This is a genomic window from Nocardia yamanashiensis, from assembly GCF_021183565.1.
In the GTDB taxonomy this organism is placed as follows: domain Bacteria; phylum Actinomycetota; class Actinomycetes; order Mycobacteriales; family Mycobacteriaceae; genus Nocardia; species Nocardia yamanashiensis.
In genome coordinates, this window is record NZ_CP089226.1 from 6,572,789 (window position 1) to 6,592,304 (window position 19,516).

Sequence of the window (19,516 nt, forward strand, 5' to 3'; positions counted from 1 at the left end):
GGAGATACGAACGAGTGCTTACCCGAAGGTGCCGTGCGGGTTAACACTTCCTCCGGCACCTTCGGGCAGAACTGTGATTTCCGCCCGGAATTACTTGGCGGGCGCGGTGAACGGCTGGTTGATGGTCGTGAAGTACTGCACCGCAGCGGCAATCGCGACCGGCGCGGTCACGAAAATCTGACCCGCGACCGTACCGAGGAAGCCGACGGCCGCCGCACCGGCGATGCAACCGCCGATCGGGCCGAGGCCGAACAGGGTGGCCAGCGCACCGGTCGCGACCGCGCCGAGCGCGGCGCCCGCGATGCAGCCGAGGCCCGCGCCGCCGATGCCACCGACGAGCGTGCCGATGGTGGCGCCCAGGGTGATGGTCTGGGTCAACCGGGTCCAGGCCGCGACCTCACGGTCGTATTCGGTCTTCCACGGCGCCTGGTTCTCGTAAGGCAGCGCGACCGGCTTGTACACGGCGTGCGCCTCGTCGAAGGCCGGGGTCAGGGTGGCGGTGTTGCCGGCGATCTCGGCGGCGATCGGGAACTCGAAGTCGTCCACGCGGAACTTCAGCTCGGTGCCCGCGATGGTCGCGCCATTGGCGGCCTTGATCTTGAAGACGCCGTCCTCGTTGACCAGCGAACCGGCGTCGGTCCGGATGACCACCTGGCCGTTCTCGGACTGGGTGGCGGCGTAGTTGACGACGCCGTTGTCGGCCGCGGCCGGGGCCGCGCCCGCGGTGCCGGCCGCGCCGGTGGTCACCCCGATCGCCGTGACCAACAGTGCCGCGATCCCGGCGAATTTCCTCATCTTCATTTGGTACTGCTTCCCGCTGGTGCTGCTGCAAATCGAACGCGGCAAGCATCAGGCAATCGAAGCGTTTATCGAAGGGTTAGAACCACCTTGATTCGATCGGGTCCGGACGGGCGCTACTTCTGCTTGGCGGCGGCCTTCGCCTGCTTCTTGAATTCCCGCACCTGGGTCAGGGATTCGGCATCGGTGACATCCGCGACCGAACGCCGGGAATCCGGTTCGCCGTACGCGCCCGCCGCTTCCCGCCAGCCCGGCGCCGCTAGTCCGTCCTGTTTACCCAAGAGCGCCAGAAAGATTCGCGCCTTCTGATCGCCGAATCCCGGCAGCGCCTTGAGCCGTTTCAGGACTTCCTTGCCGTCGGGATCACCGTTCGTCCACAGGTTCGCGGTGTTTCCGTCGTAGTTCTCGATAATGAACCGCGCCAGTTCCTGCACCCGGCGGCCCATCGAACGGCCGTAACGGTGGATGGCCGGGGGCGTGGCGGCCAGTTCCTCGAATTCCGCCGGATCGGCATCGGCGATCTTGCGGATATCGAACCCGCCCATCCGATCGGCGATCTTCTGCGGACCCCGGAAGGCGTGTTCCATCGGAAACTGCTGATCCAGTGCCATACCCACCAAAAGGGCGAAATCGTCGGCGGAAAGCAGTTCGTCAGCGGCGGATTCCTGCGCAATACACAGTTTGCGGCTCACCATGGATCGATCATCCCATCCATCCCGCGTTGCGGTGACACGGGTCACGACTAGGGTGGCTGGCATGCCCGACACCATGGCAAATTCTTCAGTACGAACCGCGCCGCAAACCGGCGCCGGGTCCGGACTGCGACCGGACCGTTTCGACCGCGAGGGCCAGGATCAACTGGTCGATGTGCATGATCTGCAAGCCGCGCTACCGGGAATCCGCCGATTGCGAACGTGGGCGCACGAAGCGCTCGCGCTGCGGGCCGGGGAGAGCGCCCTCGATATCGGCTCCGGGACCGGATCCGAGGTGATGGTCTTCGCCGAGGCGGTCGGTCCCACCGGCACCGCGCTCGGCGTGGAACCCGACGAGCACCTGCTGCACGCGGCCGAACGCCGTGCGGCGCAGGCCGGATCGACGGCCAAGTTCGTGTCCGGCGACGCCTACGGGCTGCCGCTGGCCAGTGACAGTTACGACGGCGTGCTGGTGGAGCGGGTGCTGCAGCATCTGACCTCGCCCGCCCGGGCGATCGGCGAGATCAGCCGGGTGCTGAAGCCCGGCGGCCGCGTGGTCGTGATGGACGCCGACTGGGGCACGGCCATCGTGCATCCGGGCAACCGGCACGTGGTGCACGAGGTGGTGGAGACCATGATCTCCCGCACCACCAATCCCTTCGCCGGACGGCAGCTGTCCGGGCTGCTCACCAAGGCCGGCCTGGTCGTGGACGATATCGGCTCGCACGCGCTGATCCAGGACGGCAGCGCGGGCGCGGGCGCGCTGGTCGCCCGCATCGCGGATATGTCGGTGGCGCGCGGATCCATCACCCAGAAGCAGCGCGATCAGCTGCTGGCGGACCTGGAGGCCGGTGCGGCCAGCGGTGACATCCACCTGTCGGTGACCATTTTCGCGGTGCTCGCACACAAGCCGAACTGACCGAACGGAAACGGGGCGCGCACCAGAAGGTGCGCGCCCCGTAGCTTTCGCGACAACTGATTTCGCGCGATCCGGGTAACTCACCGGGGACGACCGAAATCGGTGTCGCACCGACCGCAGGCACGGGTTGCCAGCGTCGACGGCTCCGTGCCGCCCGCTAAATACCCGGGGAGGCGGGGGAGCTCATGAGCTTCTCGCTGGCGGCGAGCAGGACGCAGGTCGCCAGGCCGTCCATCGCCTTTTCCAGTTCCGCCTCGGACGGGAAGCTGGGGGCGATGCGGATGTTCTTGTCCTCCGGGTCTTTTCCGTACGGGTAGGACGAACCCGCGGGGGTCAGTGCGATGCCCGCGTCTTTGGCCAGTGCGACCACCTTCGACGCGGTGCCCTCCAGTACATCCAGGCTGATGAAGTACCCGCCCTTGGGCTCGGTCCAGGACGCCACCTTCGACGCGCCCAGGCGATCCTCCAGAATGCGCAGCACCAGTTGGAATTTCGGCTCCAGGATGGCGCGGTGCTTCTGCATGTGCGCGCGCACGCCCTCGGCGTCGCCGAAGAAACGCACGTGGCGCAGCTGGTTCAGTTTGTCCGGGCCGATGCTCTTCTTGCCGGCGTGCTTCAGGTACCACTCCAGGTTGGCGGTGGAGGAGCCGAAGAAGCTGACGCCCGCGCCCGCGAAGGTGATCTTCGAGGTGGAGGCGAAAACGTAAGCGCGATTGGGGTTTCCGGCCGCGGCGGCCAGGCCCAGCACATCCAGCACCGGATCGGCGGTCTCGGTGAGCGGGTGCACCGCGTAGGCGTTGTCCCAGAACAGCCGGAAATCGGGCGCGGCGGTCGGCATCGAAACCAATTCGCGGGTCACGGCATCGGAGAAGGTGACGCCGGTCGGGTTGGAATAGTTCGGCACCGCCCACAGGCCCTTGATGCTCGGATCGGCGGCCACCAATTCGGCGATGGCGTGCACGTCCGGGCCGTCGCCCAGCATGGGGATGGCGATCATCTCGATGCCCAGCGATTCGGTGATCGCGAAATGCCGGTCGTAACCCGGCGCGGGACACAGGAATTTGAGCACCGGCTCATCGGCCCAGCGCCGCTCGGAGTCGGCATTGCCGTGCAGCATGGAGTACACGATCACGTCGTGCATCAGCTCCAGGCTGGCATTGTTGCCGGCCAGCAGGTTCGACACCGGGATGCCGAGCAGTTCGCCGAAGATGGCGCGCAGTTCCGGGAGCCCGTGCAGGCCGCCGTAATTGCGCACGTCGGTGCCGTTGGCGTCCTTGTAGTCGCCCTCGCCCGGCAGGGTCAGCAGGGCATTGGAGAGGTCGAGTTGTTCCGGCGCGGGTTTTCCGCGCGTGATGTCCAGGGTGAGCTTCTCGGTCTTGAGCTTCGCGTAGTTCGCGGTCTGCGTCTCGTGTTCCGTCACGAGTTCCGCATGGCTCATCAAACCGAGTTGCGTCTGCCGGGGCATCTGCACAGCCTTTCCAAGGGCGGGAATTTTTGTGTGGTCCGCGAGTAGAACGCGAATCCAACCGACCACGTTACTAGGGGGCTCGACCGAATCGGGAGCTATATACGGACATCCCCTGCCCGGAAAATAAAGGGGACCCAGCGCACCCGGCAGAGCCCGTTGACCCTTGCTGCCTTCCGGCCCTGGGGGAGTTCACAGGATGCGCGCCGCGCTGGATCCGTCGGCCAGTGTAGCGGCTCACCGAGACTCCCGCCGCCCCGGGTCGTTACGATCGGTCCGACATGCGGGGCGACCCGCTCAGTACCGGAGGGGAAACCGTACGTGACTAGCTCCAATCCAGGACCGGGCGAGCCGCACGACCCGGCGAAAGCGCAGGAGACGGCGCAGTGGTGGGCCACCCCGCCCGCCGGCACCGATCCCGGCCAGCCGGTGACCGGTGTGGATCCGACCATGCTCAACTACGGCGCGCAGCCGGCCCAGCCCGATCCGACCATGCTCAATTACGGCGGCCAGCCGCCCGCCGACCCGACCATGCTGAACTACGGTGCGGGCGGACCGGGTTACACCCCACCCGCGCAAGCCATTCCGCAGCCCGCCTTCACCGGCGGCCAGTACGCGGCCGGGCAGCCGCTGGGCGGACAGCCGTTCCCGCCCGCGCAGCCGATCCAGCCGCCGCAGCAATTCGCCCAGCCCGCAGGCGGTTACGGCTACGCACCGCCCCGGCCGCCTTCCGGCGGCGGCAGCAAGACCGGGTGGATCGTGGGCGGCGTCATCGGCCTGGTGGTGCTGGTCGGCATCGGCATCGGGGTGATCGCGGTGGCCACCGACGACTCCAGCCCGATCTCGCCGCTGGGCAGCGACAAGAAGAACATGGACGGCAATTACTCCATGGCCAATATCACCAATGCCTGCAGCCTGATCGATGCCTCCGCGGTCACCAAGTGGTCGTCCACCTCCAAGGGCAGCCCGACCCACACCGAGACCAAGCCGACCGATTACAGCGGCGGGTCGATGAACTGCAAGGCGTCGTACACCAGCAAGTCCGGCAGCAGCAAGTACCACGACAATGAGGCCGAAATCACCCTCGATGTCGGCTTCACCAGCGCCTACGGCGGGCCGACCTACGACAGCTGGAAGCAGATGGACACCGGCACCACCGGTTCCGGCCGCGCCTCCGGCGATCTCACCGGTATCGGCTCGCAGGGGTACTGGCACACCGAGACCAGCGATTACTCGTCGTTCACGGTGCAGGAGTACACGGCGGCCGCCACCGACAGCAACGTCTCGGTGAAGATCAAGATCGATCTGGATCGCGGGCCCGGCGAATCCATCAGCAAGGAAGAGATGGCCGCGGTGGCCAAGGAACAACTCCAGAAGGCGCTCACCGCACTCAAGAAGAAATAGCCTCCGACTACCTGATTTGCGTTCCGCAGGGGGTCAGCCGGTATATTGCTCCACGGAGGATTCGCCTAGTGGCCTATGGCGCTCGCCTGGAACGCGGGTTGGGTTAACAGCCCTCAGGGGTTCAAATCCCCTATCCTCCGCTCACGAAGGCCCCGGCCGGACTCAGTCCGGCCGGGGTTTTCGGTATTTCAGGGGTGCTTCGCCAGGTTCGCGACTTCGGTCAGCGCCGCGTCCAGCAGGGCCGCGTAGGCGTCCAGGTCGGGGACGACCGCGGGATCGGCGTGCAGGGACAGGGTGACGGTGTCGCCGAGGCCGTGGATGCCGTGGGTCAGGTGCATGACCGAGCCGATGGCCGGGAAGCCGGCGGTGAAGCGGACCGGGCCGCCGCCGAAGGTCAGATCGGCCGGGCCGCGGTGGACGCTGGAGACGACGGTGTGGGCGGAAACTCGTTCGGGCAGCGCCTCGATCGGGAGGTGGGTCACGTCACGATGCAGGATCGGGGCGGGGAGGGTCTCGGTGACGCGGGATTGTGCTTCCTGCAGGGGGTGTTTCGCGCGGGCGGCGCGCAGGGTGAGATCGGCGGCGATGGCGGCGGCGCGGGCGTGCGGGTCGGGTTCGGTGACGCAGAGGTCCACCGAGAGGTCGTGATAGCTGTTGCGGGGGCCGCCGGGGGTGGCTACCGCCATGGGGACTTGGGCGCGGAGGACTTCGCTCGGTTCGCCGCGCTGGGCGAGGTAGCGCTCGAGGGCCAGGGAGATGGCGGTCAGGGCCGCGACGGTCACAGTGTGGCCGGGGAGGCGGAGGTCGTTCGCTTCTCGCACCAGCATTCGTATGGAGTGACCGGTCGGGATGGTGCCGTCGCCGTTGAGGAGGTTGGGGACCACGGCGGGCGGCGGGGGCGGGATAGCTCCGGACGCGGTCAATTCGGCCAACTCACGCTGCGTACGGGCGGCTTCGAAACCGCGGATTACTGTGCGCGCCATACGAATCGGCAGGTGCGGCAGTTCACGGACCGCTGCACCCCACCCGTCCCACCTGTGCCACCTGTCATTCCGGCGCGATGACGGAGTGGAGGCTTCGGAGAAGAGGGCGCGGGCCAGATCGGCGGCGCGGCGACCGTCGGCCAGGGCGTGGGAGAGCTGGAGGATCGCTATCAACGCCGGCTCGTCCGGAGCGAATCCCGGTGCGCCCGTGATGTTGCGGAAGATGTGCAGCCGCCAAGCCCGTTGCTCGGCGCGGAGTCCGGTGGCCAGCAATCCCTCGACGGCGGCGGTGAGCCCGGCCCACGTCGGTTCCGCCAGTTCATGTTCGGCGAACTGCTCGGCAATGAATTCGCAATGCGCCCAAATGGGATACGCAATATTTGCAGGAGTTTCCAGCACGCGTGTCAGCAAATCCGGAATACCGGTGACCCGGTTTGCAATCGCCGCACGAAGCCGGTCGGTCGGCTGCCCGGCGTCGGCGAAACCGTACAGCAGGAACAAATCGTTCCGGGTGCGGGCGGACAGCCAGTACATGGTGGCGTCGCGGGCCGTCAGGGAATTCACCGGCCGAGCCTAGCGAAAGCCCGTACAACGCAACCGGTCCGGGTGCTACCGTGTGTAGTAGAAGCCTTACCACTCTTCACCGGGGGCGGGTGACCGCTATGGCAACTCGTAATCGCACCGCTGGTCGACTGGCGGCGCAGGCCGATGAGGCGGACCAGCGGTATCAAGCCGCCGCATTCCTCAAAAGATCCATCAATAAAGTCTTTCCGACGCACTGGTCGTTCCTGCTCGGCGAAATCGCGCTCTACAGCTTCATCATCCTGCTGTTGTCCGGCGTGTATCTGACCTTGTTCTTCGACCCGTCCATGACCGAAGTGACCTACAACGGGTCCTATCAGCCGTTGCGCGGCGTCACCATGTCGCGCGCCTACGAGACCGCGCTGCAGATCTCCTTCGACGTCCGCGGCGGACTCTTCGTCCGGCAGGTACATCATTGGGCCGCACTGCTTTTCAGCGCGTCCATGATCGTGCACCTGTGCCGCGTGTTCTTCACCGGCGCGTTCCGCAAACCCCGCGAGGCCAACTGGGTGATCGGCTCGATCCTGCTGATCATCGCCATGTTCGAGGGCTTCTTCGGCTATTCGCTGCCCGACGATCTGCTCTCGGGCACCGGGCTGCGGGCCGCCTTCGCAGGCATCACCATGGGCTCGCCGGTGATCGGCACCTGGCTGCACTGGCTCATGTTCGGCGGCGACTTCCCCGGCACCATCATCGTGCCGCGCCTCTATATCGCGCACGTGCTGCTCTTCCCGGGCATCATGCTGGCGCTCATCGCCGCGCACATCGCGCTGGTCTGGTACCAGAAGCACACCCAGTATCCGGGCCCCGGGCGCACCGAGAAGAACGTCATCGGCACCCGCATCGTGCCGGTGTTCTCGCTGGACCAGGGCGCTTTCTTCGCCTTCACGCTGGGCGTGCTGGCCATCATGGGCGGCCTGCTGCAGATCAATCCGATCTGGAATCTGGGTCCCTACAACCCATCCCAGGTCTCGGCCGGCACCCAGCCCGACTTCTACCTGATGTGGACCGACGGCTTCCTGCGGCTGTTCCCCGCCTGGGAGCTCTATATCTTCGGGCACACCGTGCCGGGCGCGTTCTCGGTGGCGCTGGCCATGCCGCTCATCTTCGTGGCGCTCATCGCCTATCCGTGGATCGAGAAGCGGCTGACCGGGGATCGCGCGCGGCACAATCTGCTGCAGCGGCCGCGAGATGTGCCGGTGCGCACCGCGATCGGCTTCATGTCGCTGGCGTTCTACCTGGTCCTCACCCTGGCCTGCGTCAACGACATCATCGCCTTCACCTTCGACATCTCGCTGAACGCGACCACCTGGGCCTTCCGCATCGCGCTGCTGCTGCTCCCGCCGCTGGCCTATTTCATCGCGTACCGCATCTGCCTGGGCTTGCAGCGCAGTGACCGCGCGGTGCTCGAGCACGGCATCGAGACCGGGGTGATCCGGCGGCTGCCGCACGGGGAGTACATCGAGATCCATCAGCCGCTCGGACCGGTCGACGCGCACGGGCATCCGATTCCCCTGGAATATCAGGGCGCCCGGGTCCCGAAGAAGCTCAACGAGCTGGGTCTGGCCGGGCGGCCGGGCACCGGCAGCTTCTTCCGGGCCGACCCGCCGGCCGAGCGGGAACAGCACCGGGCCACCGAAACCGCCGAGGAGCACAAGCAATTGGCGGTGCTGCGCCGCGCCCAGGAGGGCAACGGGCAGCACTGACAGGCACTTTCACCGCGCAGCGAAAAGCCCCGAGTCCACACCGACTCGGGGCCCAGGTTTCCCGGTTCAGGCGCGCCTGAACTCCCCGTCGGAGACGCCCGACAGGAATGCGTCCCACTCGCCTGGAGTGAACGCCAGGATCGGGCCGTGACCATGGTCCTTCGTATCGCGAACCGCCACGTTGCCGTCTCCGAGGAATGCGACCTCTACGCAGTTGCCATTAGGGCCGCTATGTTTGCTCTTACGCCACACGGCGCCGGTGTAATCCACCTTCACGGTACTAGCTCCTTTTCTGCGTCAAGCTCAGGATCTTGCTGGCATCGATCTTGGTGACACTGGGATCCGAGGAGATCGGCGAATCCCACGTACGCCCCGGGTTGCGCGCAAACGCCCCGTACAACCCGCTCTCTGCACTTCACGATGGGAATGCACCCCCGATGGCCGTTCCCGCGCTAAACACTAGCAGGGTTCTCCAATAGGAGATCGCATTCTTTCGTTTTCAATCAGCAAATAAGCGGCAAGGTTAGCCAGCAAATTATTTGCACAGAAATAGCCGTAGCACGCGCAAAACAATTGTCCGAAGTAGCAATTTTGTTGCCGGGCCGGGATCGGCGGCCGGAGCGGACCGGGCGGGCGACCGCTGACCGTTACGTCCGGGATCATGGAAGCCATGACCGAGCGCGAGCCGGAGGAGACCGGACGGGATCGAGACGAGACCGGGCGTGCCCGGAATGCCCGACCTCGTGACCGTTTTGGGCGACCCCTCCCATTCGGCAGCCCGGGGGTGCCGCGCATTCCGGACGATCTGGAGTTACCGCCCGAAGCGACCCTGGACTACGCCCAGCGCCTGCTCGACGACGGCCTGGCCTTCAATGCCCACGAGGTGCTGGAGGCGGCCTGGAAGAACGGCCCATTCGCCGAGCGGATGCTGTGGCAGGGGCTCGCACAGTTCGCCGTTGGCCTCACCCACATTCAACGGGGGAATCCGAAGGGTGCTCGAACGCTGCTGGAGCGCGCCGCCGGACGGCTGCGGACGTTCGGGCCCGCACCCTACGACATCGACTCCCCCGGGCTGATCGCCTGTGCCGAAACGCTTCTCACCGCACTGGCGGAGCAAAAGCCCATTTCGGAGGCGGAACTGTGCCCACGCCTGCGGGTTCACTGAGTTCGCAGTTCCACTGCCGATTCGCACCGGCTGTGTGCGCCCGCAAGAGTGCGAACGAGTAGCCGCGGTGCGAAGGATGCGAACGAAGGTGCGCCTACGATGGCCAGCGTGACGGGATACGGACGATTCGCGCCGAGCCCATCCGGAGATCTGCATCTCGGCAATCTGCGCACCGCGCTGCTGGCGTGGCTGTTCGCGCGCTCGACCGGCCGCGGCTTCCTGATGCGGATCGAGGATCTGGATCGGGTCAAAGCAGGCGCGGAGGCGCGGCAACTGGAAGACCTGGCGACGCTCGGGCTGGACTGGGATCCGCCGGTGGTGCGGCAGACCGAGCGGCTGCCACTCTATGAAGCGGCCATCGAGCGTTTGACCGCGGCTGGGCGCACCTACGAATGTCTCTGTACCCGCAAGGAAATCCAGCAGGCCGTCACCGCGCCGCACGGACCCATGGGCGCCTACCCCGGCACCTGCCGCGATCTCAGCGCGGCCGAGCAAACCCGGCGGCGCGCCGCGGGCCGCCCGGCCGCATTGCGCCTGCGCGCGGACGTCACCGAATTCGAGATCCACGACGAACTGCTCGGCGACCATCGCGGAGCGGTCGACGATCTGGTGCTGCGGCGCGGCGACGGCACCCCGGCATACAACCTGGCGGTGGTGGTCGACGATGCCGATCAGGGCATCGACCAGGTGGTTCGCGGTGACGATCTACTGCCGTCCACACCCCGGCAGGCGTATCTGGCCACCCTGCTCGACCTGCCCGTTCCGCAGTACGTCCATGTCCCGCTGGTACTCAATACCGCCGGTCAGCGACTCGCCAAACGCGACGGCGCGGTCACCCTGCGCGATCGGCTGGCGCTCGGCGAGACCCCGGCGCAGGTGCTGACCCGGCTCGCCGAATCGCTGGGTTATTCCGGCGCAACCACGATTCCGCAGATACTGGAACAATTCCGGCCGGAAACGCTGCCGCGAGAACCATGGACGCTGGATCCGAACGGCTTGTTGCAACCCAGTGCGTGTCCGTAACGTACGCACTCGACCAGACCCCCGAGACTTTCGACGAGGACGGCGAACACAATGACAAGCGGTGGGTATGACCCCAACCAGTATCCGCAGGGCGGTGGCCAGCCCTACGGTCAGCAGCCTTACGGCCAGCAGTCCGATCCGTACGGTCAGCAGCCGGGCTTCGGTCAGCAGCAGCCTTACGGTCAGCAGCAGCCGTCCGATCCCTACGGTCAGCAGCCGGGGTACGGGCAGCAGCAGCCGGGCTACGGCCAGCAGCCGCAGCAGCCCTACGGGCAGCAGCAGTACGGCCAGCAGTCCGATCCGTACAACCAGCAGCCGGGCTACGGGCAGCAGCAGCCCTACGGTCAGCAGGGCGGCTTCGGTCAGCAGCCCGACCCGTACGGTCAGCAGAACCCGTACCAGCCGTTCCCGGGGCAGCAGGGTTTCAACAGCGGCAACCAGCCGGGCGACGTGTGGATTCGCCTGGTAGCGCGCATCATCGACGGTTTCATCGTCGGCATCCCGACCGCGATCATCGGCTTCGTGCTGCCGAACGGCCTCAGCCTGCTGTGGACCATCATCAGCCCGCTGCTCATGCTCGCCTACTTCGTCGGCCTGGAGGTCACCCAGGGCGCCACCTTCGGTAAGCAGATCTTCAAGCTGAAGGTGCTGGCCCCCGGCGGCGGCGCGCTCGACCCGGTCACCTCGCTCAAGCGCAATGTCTTCATCGCCGCCGGCGTGGTGCCCTACCTGGGCAGCGTCGTCGAGCTCGGCCTGATGATCTGGGCCGGCGTCAGCATCAGCCAGGACCCGAACGGGCAGGGCTGGCACGACAAGTTCGCGGGCGGCACCCAGGTCATCAAGACCGCGTAGTCCGTACGCACCGAAAACCTCGGGCGCGCATCCGATCCGGATGCGCGCCCGATTTCGTGCGACGGCCTACGTCGAACCGCTCATGGCCGCGACGATGATGAAGATCCAGTAGATCGCCGCGAGCGCGACACCGCCCGCACCCACCCAGATACCGGCCAGCGCCATGCCCCGGCCCTGCTGCCCGCTCTGCTTGATCTGGTTCAGCGCCACCACGCCCATGATCAGGCCCGCCAGTGACAGCACCACGAACATGCACATCAGCAGACCGCAGATGGACAGGATCATCGAGGCGATGGCCAGGCCGTTGGTGCCCAGCCCGGCCGGCTGCGGGTACCCGTACGGCTGATAGCCCGGCTGCTGGCCGTACGGCTGCTGCTGCCCGTACCCCGGCGTCTGCGGGTACGGATTCGGGCCCGACTGATAGGCCCCGGCCGCGGGCTGCGGGTACGGGTTCGCCCCCGACTGATACGCGCCGGGCGCCGGCTGCGGATAGGAGGGCGCCGAATGCTGCTGCGGCGGTGGATAACTCGGGTAGGGCGAAGCCGACGGCGTTTCCGGCTGCTTCGAGAGCGGCGCCGATTGCTGCGGAGCCGACCCGGAGGACTGCGCGTCCGGCGAAACTCCCTCCCCGCCGTACTGCTTCCACCACTCGTCGGAATCTCCGGGATTCGTCATCCGCCCAGCCTATTCCACCAGGCAGGTCGACCGGTATCCTGTTCACTTCGTGAGTGATGCATTACTTCCGGCGGACACCGCCGGCACTGGACGCCCCGCTTCCGAACACGCGGCATTCGCGAAGGCAGCGGGGGGTTATTACACACCGGTCGTGGCACTGTTCACGGCAGTTCTGATCATTTCGAACATCTGCGCCACCAAGGGCGTTCAGTTCTTCGCCGACCAGTCGCTGAAGCTGGGGCCGGTCGAGATCCTCCCGATCACCACCGACGGCGCCTGGTTCCTCTTCCCGCTCGCCTACATCATCGGCGACGTGCTCAGCGAGGTGTACGGGTTCAAGTCCGCCCGGCGGGCCATCTACATGGGCTTCGCCATCCTGCTGGTGATGGTGGGGGCGTTCTACATCGCGGTGCATCTGCCCGCCGCGAGTTTCTACGAGAATCAGGAAGCGTTCCGCAGCGTGCTCGGCACCACGCCGCAGCTGGTGGCCGCCGGTCTGGCCGGGTACTTCGTGGGCGAGATGCTGAACTCGGCCGCGCTGGTCGCCATCAAGGAGAAGACCAAGGAGAAGCACCTCTGGGCGCGGTTGATCGGCTCCACCGTGGTCGGCGAGTTCGGCGACACGCTGATCTTCTGCTCCATCGCGGCGACGGCCATCGGCATCGACTCGTGGGGCTCGTTCATCAACTACGTGATCGTGGGCTTCCTGTGGAAGACCCTGGCCGAGGTGATCGTGCTGCCCATCACCTACCGGGTGATCGCGTTCCTCAAGAAGCACGAACCCAGTTATCAGCCGCTGGAGAAGCCGGCGCTGGAGAGCTGAGCGAATCCCGGACGAAAAAAGGGGGCGGGGCAGTTGCCCCGCCCCCTTACTCAATTCACTTGCTGGGCACCTTGATCCGGCCCTGCCAGCCCGCCAGGTACTCGGTCTTGTAATCGTCGAAATACCCGCCGTCGATGCTCTCGCGAATACGATCCACCAGGCGCACGGTGAAGCGCTCGTTGTGAATCGTGCACAGCGTGGACGCCAGCATCTCCTTCGCCTTGAACAGGTGATGGATATACGCGCGGGTGTAATGGGCGCAGGTGTAGCAGTCGCACGTGGAATCGATGGGCGTGAAATCCCGCTTGAAACGCGCGGTATTGATATTGAACCGGCCTTCGTCGGTGTACAGCGCGGCATTTCGCGCCACCCGGGACGGATTCACGCAGTCGAAGGTGTCCGCGCCGTTCTCCACGGCCACGAAAATGTCCTCGGGCTCGCTGATTCCGAGCATGTGCCGCGGCTTGGCCTCCGGCAGTTCGTCACAGCACCAGCCGACGATGGTGCCCAGATTGTGCTTCTCCAGCGCGCCGCCGATGCCGTAACCGTCGAAACCCGTTCCGCCGTCGCCGCGCAACGCCTCCAGATCGCGACATGCCTTGCGGCGCAGGTCTTCGTACTGCGCGCCCTGGATGACGCCGAACAGCGCCTGGTAGGGGCGGTGCGAGCGGGCCGCGGTCAGCCGCTCGTGCTCGTCCAGGCAGCGCTTGGCCCACAATCGGGTGCGTTCCAGCGATTCCTCTTGGTAGCCACGGGTATTCATCAACGTCGTCAGCTCGTCGAAGGCGAACATGATGTCCGCGCCGAGCTGATGCTGGATGCCCATCGACACCTCGGGGGTGAAGCGGTGCTTCGAACCGTCCAGGTGCGAACGGAAGGTGACGCCGTCGTCGTCGACGTGCGCGAGGCGCTCCTTGCCCTTGGCGATCACGTCGTCGTTCTGCACGCCGACGGCCTCCATGGCGAGCACTTTCTTGAAGCCGACGCCCAGCGACATGACCTGGAAGCCGCCGCTGTCGGTGAAGGTGGGGCCGTGCCAGTTCATGAACTCGGCCAGGCCGCCGCCCTCGTCCACGATGTCGGGACCGGGCTGGAGATACAGGTGGTAGGCGTTGGCGAGCAGCGCCTGCGAGCCCAGTTCCTTCATGGTCTCCGGCAGCACCGCTTTGACGGTCGCCTTGGTGCCGACCGGGATGAACGCCGGGGTCGCGATATCTCCGTGCGGGGTGCTGATCACTCCCGTTCGACCGTGGCGGCCTTCCAGCCGGGTACCGACCTTGAACGAGAATGCGGAATCAGACACCCCGCGATGCTACTTACCGAGTGACACCACATCCGGATCAGGGTCGTCCACATTCTCGCCCTCACCATTGGTGATAGCCGCCGAGAACTGCGCCTTGTAGAGGCGGTAGTACGCGCCCCGCGCCTGCAACAGCCGCTCGTGCGTGCCCTGCTCGACGATCTTGCCCTTCTCCATCACGACAATGGTGTCGGCATCGCGAATCGTCGAAAGCCGGTGCGCGATCACGAAACTCGTGCGATCCCGGCGCAGCGCCGCCATGGCCTGCTGCACCAGCAATTCGGTGCGGGTGTCGACCGAGCTGGTCGCCTCGTCCAGGATCAGGATGGACGGCTTGGCCAGGAACGCGCGCGCGATGGTGATGAGCTGCTTCTCGCCCGCGCTGACGCCCGAGCCCTCTTCGTCGATGACGGTCTCGTACCCGTGCGGCAGCGCGTGCACGAACCGGTCCACGTAGGCGGCGCGGGCGGCGGCCAGGATCTCCTCGTCGGAGGCGTTCGGATTGCCGTAGGCGATGTTCTCCCGGATGGTCCCGCCGAACAGCCAGGTGTCCTGCAGCACCATGCCCATGCGCGAGCGCAGGTGATCACGGGTGATGCGGGTGATGTCCACGCCGTCGATGGTGATGGCGCCCGCGTCCACCTCGTAGAACCGCATGAGCAGGTTCACCAGCGTGGTCTTGCCCGCACCCGTCGGCCCGACGATGGCCACCACGTGCCCGGGTTCGGCGACCAGCGACAGGTCCTCGATGACCGGGGTCTCCGGCTCGTAGCGGAAGGACACGCCCTCGAAGGCCACCCGCCCGCGATCCACCGGCCGCGAATCCTCGACCTCGGGATCCGGGATCTGCTCCTCGGCGTCGAGGATCTCGAAGATGCGCTCGGCCGAGGCCACGCCCGACTGCAGCAGGTTGATCATCGAGCCGATCTGGGTGAGCGGCTGGGTGAATCCGCGCGAGTACTGGATGAACGCCTGCACCTCGCCCAGCGACAGATTGCCCGAGGCCACCCGCAGGCCGCCGACCACGGCGATCAGCACGTAGTTCAGGTTCCCGAGGAACATGATGGCGGGCATGATCAGGCCGGAGATGAACTGCGACTTGAACGACGCCTCGTAGAGCTTGGCGTTGGTGTCGTCGAACTTCTCGCCGACCTCGCGCACCCGGCCGAAGGCACTGATCACCTCGTGGCCGGTGAAGGCCTCCTCGACCTGCGAGTTGACCTCGCCGGTCAGCTTCCACTGATCCACGAAGTGCGGTTTGGAGCGCTTGGCGATCAGGGCGGTGGCGACGATCGCCAGCGGCACGGTGAGCAGTGCGATCAGGGCCAGCAACGGCGAGATCCAGAACATCATGATCAGGATGCCGATCACCGACAGCGCCGAGATGATGAGCTGACTCATGGTCTGCGACAACGTCTGTGCCACATTGTCGACGTCATTGGTGACGCGGGAGAGCACGTCGCCGCGCGCCTGCGAGTCGAAGTAGCTCAGCGGCAGGCGGTGGATCTTCTCCTCGATCTCGTTGCGCAGCCGCCGCACCGTCCGGTTGATGACGATATTGAGCAGGTACGCCTCGAGGAAGCCGAACACCGAGGAGCCGATGTAGAGCGCCAGCACGATGGCCAGCACCCGGCCCACGGCCGTGAAGTCCACGCCCACACCGGGAATCACGTCCATGCTGGCGAGCATGTCGGCGAAATTGCCGTCGGCCTGGCGGATCTGCTCGACCGCCTGATCCTTGGTCATGCCCGGCGGCAGCTGCTTGCCGACCACGCCGTCGAAGATCAGGTTGGTGGCCTTGCCCAGGATCTGCGGGCCCAGGGTGTTGAGCACCACGGACGACACGGCCAGCACGAAAACGATTGCCAGATAGAAGCGTTCGGGGGCGAGCCGGCGGAGGACTCGCTTCAGCGACGGTCCGAAGGATTTGGCCTTCGCGTCCGGCGCGCCGGGAGCGGGAGCGCCGGGCCTCATCGAACCTCCTCCGCGCTGAGCTGGGATTCCACGATCTCGCGGTATTCCGGTGTGTCCCTGATCAATTGCTCGTGGGTGCCGATGCCGGCCATCGCCCCGTCCTCCAGCACCACGATCTGATCGGCATCGCGAATAGTCGAGATGCGCTGCGCCACAATGATTACCGCCGCGTTCCGGGTCTCCGGCTTCAGCGCGTCCCGAACCCGGAAGTCGGTGGCCACGTCGAGCGCGGAGAAGCAGTCGTCGAACAGGTAGATGCGCGGCTTGCGCACCAGGGCGCGGGCGATGGCCAGGCGCTGGCGCTGACCGCCGGAAACCGTCGTACCGCCTTGCGCCACCGGGGTTTCCAGGCCCTGCGGCATCTCGCGCACGAAGTCCGCGGCCTGCGCGACCTCCAGGGCGTGCCACAGTTCCTCATCGGTGGCGTCGGGCTTGCCGTACCGCAGATTCGAGGCGATGGTGCCGGAGAACAGGTACGCCTTCTGCGGCACCAGGCCGATCTGATTGCGCAGCAACTCCAGATCGATGTGCCGCACATCGGTGCCGCCCACGTACACCGCGCCGTCGGTGACGTCGATGAGGCGCGGAATCAGATTGACCAGCGTGGTCTTGCCCGCGCCGGTCGCGCCCACGATGGCGGTGGTGGTGCCCGGCCGCACGGCGAAGCGGATGGCGCTGAGCACCGGCTTCTCCGCGCCCGGGAACTTGAACTCGGCGAACTGGAAATCGACGGTGCCCGGATCGCCCTTGAACGGCTGCGGCAGCCGGGGCGGCTCCACCGAGGAGTCGGTGTCCAGCACCGCGCCGATGCGCTCGGCCGAGACCGCGGCGCGCGGGGCCATCATGGCCAGGAAGGAGGCCATCATGACCGCCATCAGGATCTGCATGATGTAGGCCAGCATGGCGGTGAGCGCGCCGATCTGCATGGTGCCCTCGTCGACCGCGTGCCCGCCGAACCAGATGACGCCGACGGCGGTCACGTTCGAGATGAGCATGACCGACGGGAACATCAGCGCCATGTACCGGCCGACGTAGAGCGAGGCCTCGGTGAGATCGGTGTTGGCCCCGCCGAAACGCCAGGCCTCCTGCCGCTCCCGGACGAAGGCGCGCACCACGCGGATGCCCGTGATCTGTTCGCGCAGTACGCGATTCACCGCGTCGATGCGTTCCTGCATGCGCCGGAAGCCCGGCACCATGCGGGTGATGATGAAGGCCATGGTCAGGCCCAGCGCGGGTACCGCGATGAGCAGCAGCCAGGACAGCTCCAGGCTCTCGCGCAGCGCCATGATGATGCCGCCCACGCACATGATGGGGGCCATCACCAGAATGGTCGCGCTCATCAGGGTGAGCAGCTGAACCTGTTGCACGTCATTGGAATTGCGGGTGATCAGCGACGGCGCGCCGAAGGTGCCCACCTCGCGGGCGGAGAAGCCGCCGACCTGGTGCAGCAGCGCGGCGCGCATATCGCGCCCGGCGCCCATGGCGGCCTGCGCGCCCAGGTACACCGACGCGCCCTGCGCCACGATCTGCACGGCGGTCACCGCGAGCATGAGCCCGCCGATGCTCCAGATGGCGCCGATATCGCCCTTGGTGACGCCGTCGTCGATGATGTCGGCGTTCAAGCTCGGCAGGTAGAGCATGGCCATGACCGAGATCAGCTGAAGCACGACCACGCCCACCAGCTGCTTTCGGTAGGGCGCGAGGAAGCTGCGGAGAAGTCTGATCAACATGATGTTCGCAGGCTACCCCTGACCGCTCGGCAGCGCGGCGAGGTTTCCGGCGGCGCCGGATCCAGTGCCCCACGTCACATCGCTGCCAAGGGGGCTATTACTCAAATATCCGGCTGATCGAGATCACGCCACTCGGTGGCCGCTTCGCCCCCGGCCAGCCGCGGGCGGCGGGTCCAGGCGTCCGGATCGTGCAGCAGCTCGTCCAGGAAGGACGGCAGCAGATCGTGCGCGATATCGGCGATGGTCACCCGTTCCAGGACCGAGCGAATGTTCACCCGCAGCCCGATCCACACCCGCTGCAACGGCTCGGCCGCACCGGCGTAGCTGACATCCTCCGGCCGCTGCCCGCGCACCGAGGCCAGCGGGCCCTCCACCGCGCGGATCACATCGGCGATGCTGATGTCCGCGGCGGGCGCGGCGAGCCGGTATCCGCCATCCGGGCCGCGTCGGCTGGTGACCAATCCGCCACGCCGCAGATCCGCGACCACCGCTTCGAGCACCTTCGGCGGGATGTCCTGCGCGATCACGATGGAGTCGGCTTTCACCGAATCCGGTTGCGCCTTGGCGATTTCCACGAGGGTGCGCACCGCGTAATCGACCTTCGCGGTGATGTGCACGGGGAACTCCTGATCTCCTGGACGGCGAAGGCAAACCTTATCGCGCCACCCACGGCCCTTTTCGCCCGGTTATCCCGCCGGATAGAGCACGCCCAGCGCCGAATCCAGCAGCACCTTCTCGATGAACTCGATATCGGTCTCCGGGGCGATCTCCTGGGAGAGCATGGCGGTGCCCAGCACCTGCATGGCCGCGGCCGCGCGCAGCCGGGTCGCGGGGTCGGCGTCGGGTCCGGCGACCCAGTCGCACATGCGGTGATGCAGTTCGATGATGTCCGGATAGCGGTCGCCGAGCGCATTGACGATGGCCACCGTGTCGCGCATGCACAGCACGCCGGTGTCGCGGTACCGCAGCGTGGAGTGCAGGTTCGCGGTCATCACCTCGCGGACCCGCTCGGGGGAATGCTCGAGGCCGTCCAGGCTGTCCACCAGCGCGCGCTGGTCCTGGAAGATCGGTTCGATGATCGCTATGAGCAAGTCGACTTTGGACGCGTAGTGGTAATACAGCGAGGCTTTTGTGATTCCCACCGCATCCGCGACCTCGCGCAAGCTGGTCTGATCGAAGCCTTTTGCGGCGAATAACCGGATGGCGGCGTCACGAATCGCGTCTTTGGTGCTCCGACCTGCGACGATGCTCACGGAACCAACTGGGGCGGCCATTCGTTCATCCTCTCACCACGCTTCCCGCAGCGAGCAACACCACTAAAATCGAGGTTGTTCCTCCGCTTTGCCACTCGGTAGTCTACCTACCGCACGGTAGGCAGAATTTTCGTGGAGGCGGGGGTTCGTACGGTTCCCGCGGTAGAGCTGC

The 19,516-nt window shown here is 66.3% G+C and carries 18 protein-coding genes, 1 tRNA gene and 1 other RNA gene; 8 read left to right on the forward strand and 12 right to left on the reverse strand.

Annotated features, from left to right (window positions below; all coding sequences use genetic code 11):
* Nucleotides 1-90: 90 nt before the first annotated feature.
* Nucleotides 91-801: a hypothetical protein gene (locus tag LTV02_RS30325; protein ID WP_233035198.1), complete on the reverse strand. Its 711-nt coding sequence runs from the start codon at nt 799-801 to the stop codon at nt 91-93.
* Between the two features lie 113 nt (nt 802-914).
* Nucleotides 915-1,493: an HhH-GPD-type base excision DNA repair protein gene (locus tag LTV02_RS30330; RefSeq protein ID WP_233035199.1), complete on the reverse strand. Its 579-nt coding sequence runs from the start codon at nt 1,491-1,493 to the stop codon at nt 915-917.
* A 73-nt stretch (nt 1,494-1,566) separates the two neighbouring features.
* On the opposite strand from LTV02_RS30330, the gene LTV02_RS30335 reads away from it, so the two are divergent.
* Nucleotides 1,567-2,409, forward strand: coding sequence for a methyltransferase domain-containing protein (locus tag LTV02_RS30335; RefSeq protein WP_408639432.1), 843 nt, complete (start codon nt 1,567-1,569; stop codon nt 2,407-2,409).
* Nucleotides 2,410-2,566: 157 nt separating this feature from the next.
* Here the strand turns inward: LTV02_RS30335 and LTV02_RS30340 are convergent, their stop codons facing one another.
* Together LTV02_RS30340 and ffs are read right to left on the reverse strand one after the other, a co-directional pair.
* On the reverse strand, nt 2,567-3,874 hold the full coding sequence (locus LTV02_RS30340; RefSeq protein ID WP_233035201.1) for a PLP-dependent aminotransferase family protein: 1,308 nt from the start codon (nt 3,872-3,874) through the stop codon (nt 2,567-2,569).
* A 127-nt stretch (nt 3,875-4,001) separates the two neighbouring features.
* Nucleotides 4,002-4,096, reverse strand: an RNA gene (gene ffs / locus LTV02_RS30345) — signal recognition particle sRNA small type.
* 99 nt (nt 4,097-4,195) lie between these two features.
* On the opposite strand from ffs, the gene LTV02_RS30350 reads away from it, so the two are divergent.
* Both LTV02_RS30350 and LTV02_RS30355 read left to right on the forward strand, forming a co-directional pair.
* Entirely contained in the window at nt 4,196-5,278 is a 1,083-nt protein-coding gene (locus tag LTV02_RS30350) for a hypothetical protein (RefSeq protein WP_233035202.1), read from the forward strand.
* Nucleotides 5,279-5,332: 54 nt separating this feature from the next.
* A tRNA-Ser gene (locus LTV02_RS30355) sits at nt 5,333-5,418 on the forward strand.
* 48 nt (nt 5,419-5,466) lie between these two features.
* On the opposite strand, the gene LTV02_RS30360 is transcribed toward LTV02_RS30355, so the two are convergent.
* Nucleotides 5,467-6,825 (reverse strand): WS/DGAT domain-containing protein, encoded by a 1,359-nt coding sequence (locus LTV02_RS30360; protein ID WP_233035203.1) that lies wholly within the window; start codon nt 6,823-6,825, stop codon nt 5,467-5,469.
* Between the two features lie 98 nt (nt 6,826-6,923).
* On the opposite strand from LTV02_RS30360, the gene qcrB reads away from it, so the two are divergent.
* Nucleotides 6,924-8,549, forward strand: a complete 1,626-nt coding sequence (gene qcrB, locus LTV02_RS30365) for a cytochrome bc1 complex cytochrome b subunit (protein ID WP_067721084.1) — start codon at nt 6,924-6,926, stop codon at nt 8,547-8,549.
* 66 nt (nt 8,550-8,615) lie between these two features.
* On the opposite strand, the gene LTV02_RS30370 is transcribed toward qcrB, so the two are convergent.
* Nucleotides 8,616-8,825 (reverse strand): DUF397 domain-containing protein, encoded by a 210-nt coding sequence (locus LTV02_RS30370; RefSeq protein ID WP_067721085.1) that lies wholly within the window; start codon nt 8,823-8,825, stop codon nt 8,616-8,618.
* A 394-nt stretch (nt 8,826-9,219) separates the two neighbouring features.
* Between LTV02_RS30370 and LTV02_RS30375 the strand changes: the two genes are divergently transcribed.
* The 3 genes from LTV02_RS30375 to LTV02_RS39355 all read left to right on the forward strand — a co-directional run bounded on the left by LTV02_RS30375 (nt 9,220) and on the right by LTV02_RS39355 (nt 11,589).
* On the forward strand, nt 9,220-9,714 hold the full coding sequence (locus LTV02_RS30375; protein WP_233035204.1) for a DUF309 domain-containing protein: 495 nt from the start codon (nt 9,220-9,222) through the stop codon (nt 9,712-9,714).
* A 99-nt stretch (nt 9,715-9,813) separates the two neighbouring features.
* Complete coding sequence (gluQRS, locus tag LTV02_RS30380) at nt 9,814-10,737, forward strand: tRNA glutamyl-Q(34) synthetase GluQRS (RefSeq protein WP_233035205.1); 924 nt, start codon at nt 9,814-9,816, stop codon at nt 10,735-10,737.
* Nucleotides 10,738-10,788: 51 nt separating this feature from the next.
* A complete protein-coding gene (locus LTV02_RS39355) occupies nt 10,789-11,589 on the forward strand; it encodes an RDD family protein (RefSeq protein ID WP_269821569.1) in 801 nt (266 codons plus the stop codon).
* Between the two features lie 66 nt (nt 11,590-11,655).
* Here the strand turns inward: LTV02_RS39355 and LTV02_RS30395 are convergent, their stop codons facing one another.
* Entirely contained in the window at nt 11,656-12,264 is a 609-nt protein-coding gene (locus LTV02_RS30395) for a DUF4190 domain-containing protein (protein ID WP_233035206.1), read from the reverse strand.
* Nucleotides 12,265-12,313: 49 nt separating this feature from the next.
* Here LTV02_RS30395 and LTV02_RS30400 point away from each other — a divergent pair, with 49 nt between their 5' ends.
* Nucleotides 12,314-13,087, forward strand: a complete 774-nt coding sequence (locus tag LTV02_RS30400; protein ID WP_233035207.1) for a queuosine precursor transporter — start codon at nt 12,314-12,316, stop codon at nt 13,085-13,087.
* 55 nt (nt 13,088-13,142) lie between these two features.
* On the opposite strand, the gene tgt is transcribed toward LTV02_RS30400, so the two are convergent.
* From tgt to LTV02_RS30425, 5 genes are all read right to left on the reverse strand, one after another.
* Entirely contained in the window at nt 13,143-14,390 is a 1,248-nt protein-coding gene (gene tgt, locus LTV02_RS30405) for a tRNA guanosine(34) transglycosylase Tgt (protein WP_067721091.1), read from the reverse strand.
* A gap of 9 nt (nt 14,391-14,399) precedes the next feature.
* A complete protein-coding gene (locus LTV02_RS30410) occupies nt 14,400-16,361 on the reverse strand; it encodes an ABC transporter ATP-binding protein (protein ID WP_233035208.1) in 1,962 nt (653 codons plus the stop codon).
* Entirely contained in the window at nt 16,358-18,091 is a 1,734-nt protein-coding gene (locus LTV02_RS30415) for an ABC transporter ATP-binding protein (RefSeq protein WP_233035209.1), read from the reverse strand. The genes LTV02_RS30410 and LTV02_RS30415 overlap by 4 nt, the downstream gene beginning before the upstream one ends.
* 101 nt (nt 18,092-18,192) lie before the next feature.
* On the reverse strand, nt 18,193-18,708 hold the full coding sequence (locus LTV02_RS30420) for an RrF2 family transcriptional regulator (RefSeq protein ID WP_067721093.1): 516 nt from the start codon (nt 18,706-18,708) through the stop codon (nt 18,193-18,195).
* Nucleotides 18,709-18,777: 69 nt separating this feature from the next.
* The gene (locus LTV02_RS30425) at nt 18,778-19,365 is read right to left on the reverse strand and encodes a TetR/AcrR family transcriptional regulator (protein WP_067721094.1); all 588 of its coding nucleotides are present in this window, start codon (nt 19,363-19,365) and stop codon (nt 18,778-18,780) included.
* Nucleotides 19,366-19,516: the final 151 nt, after the last annotated feature.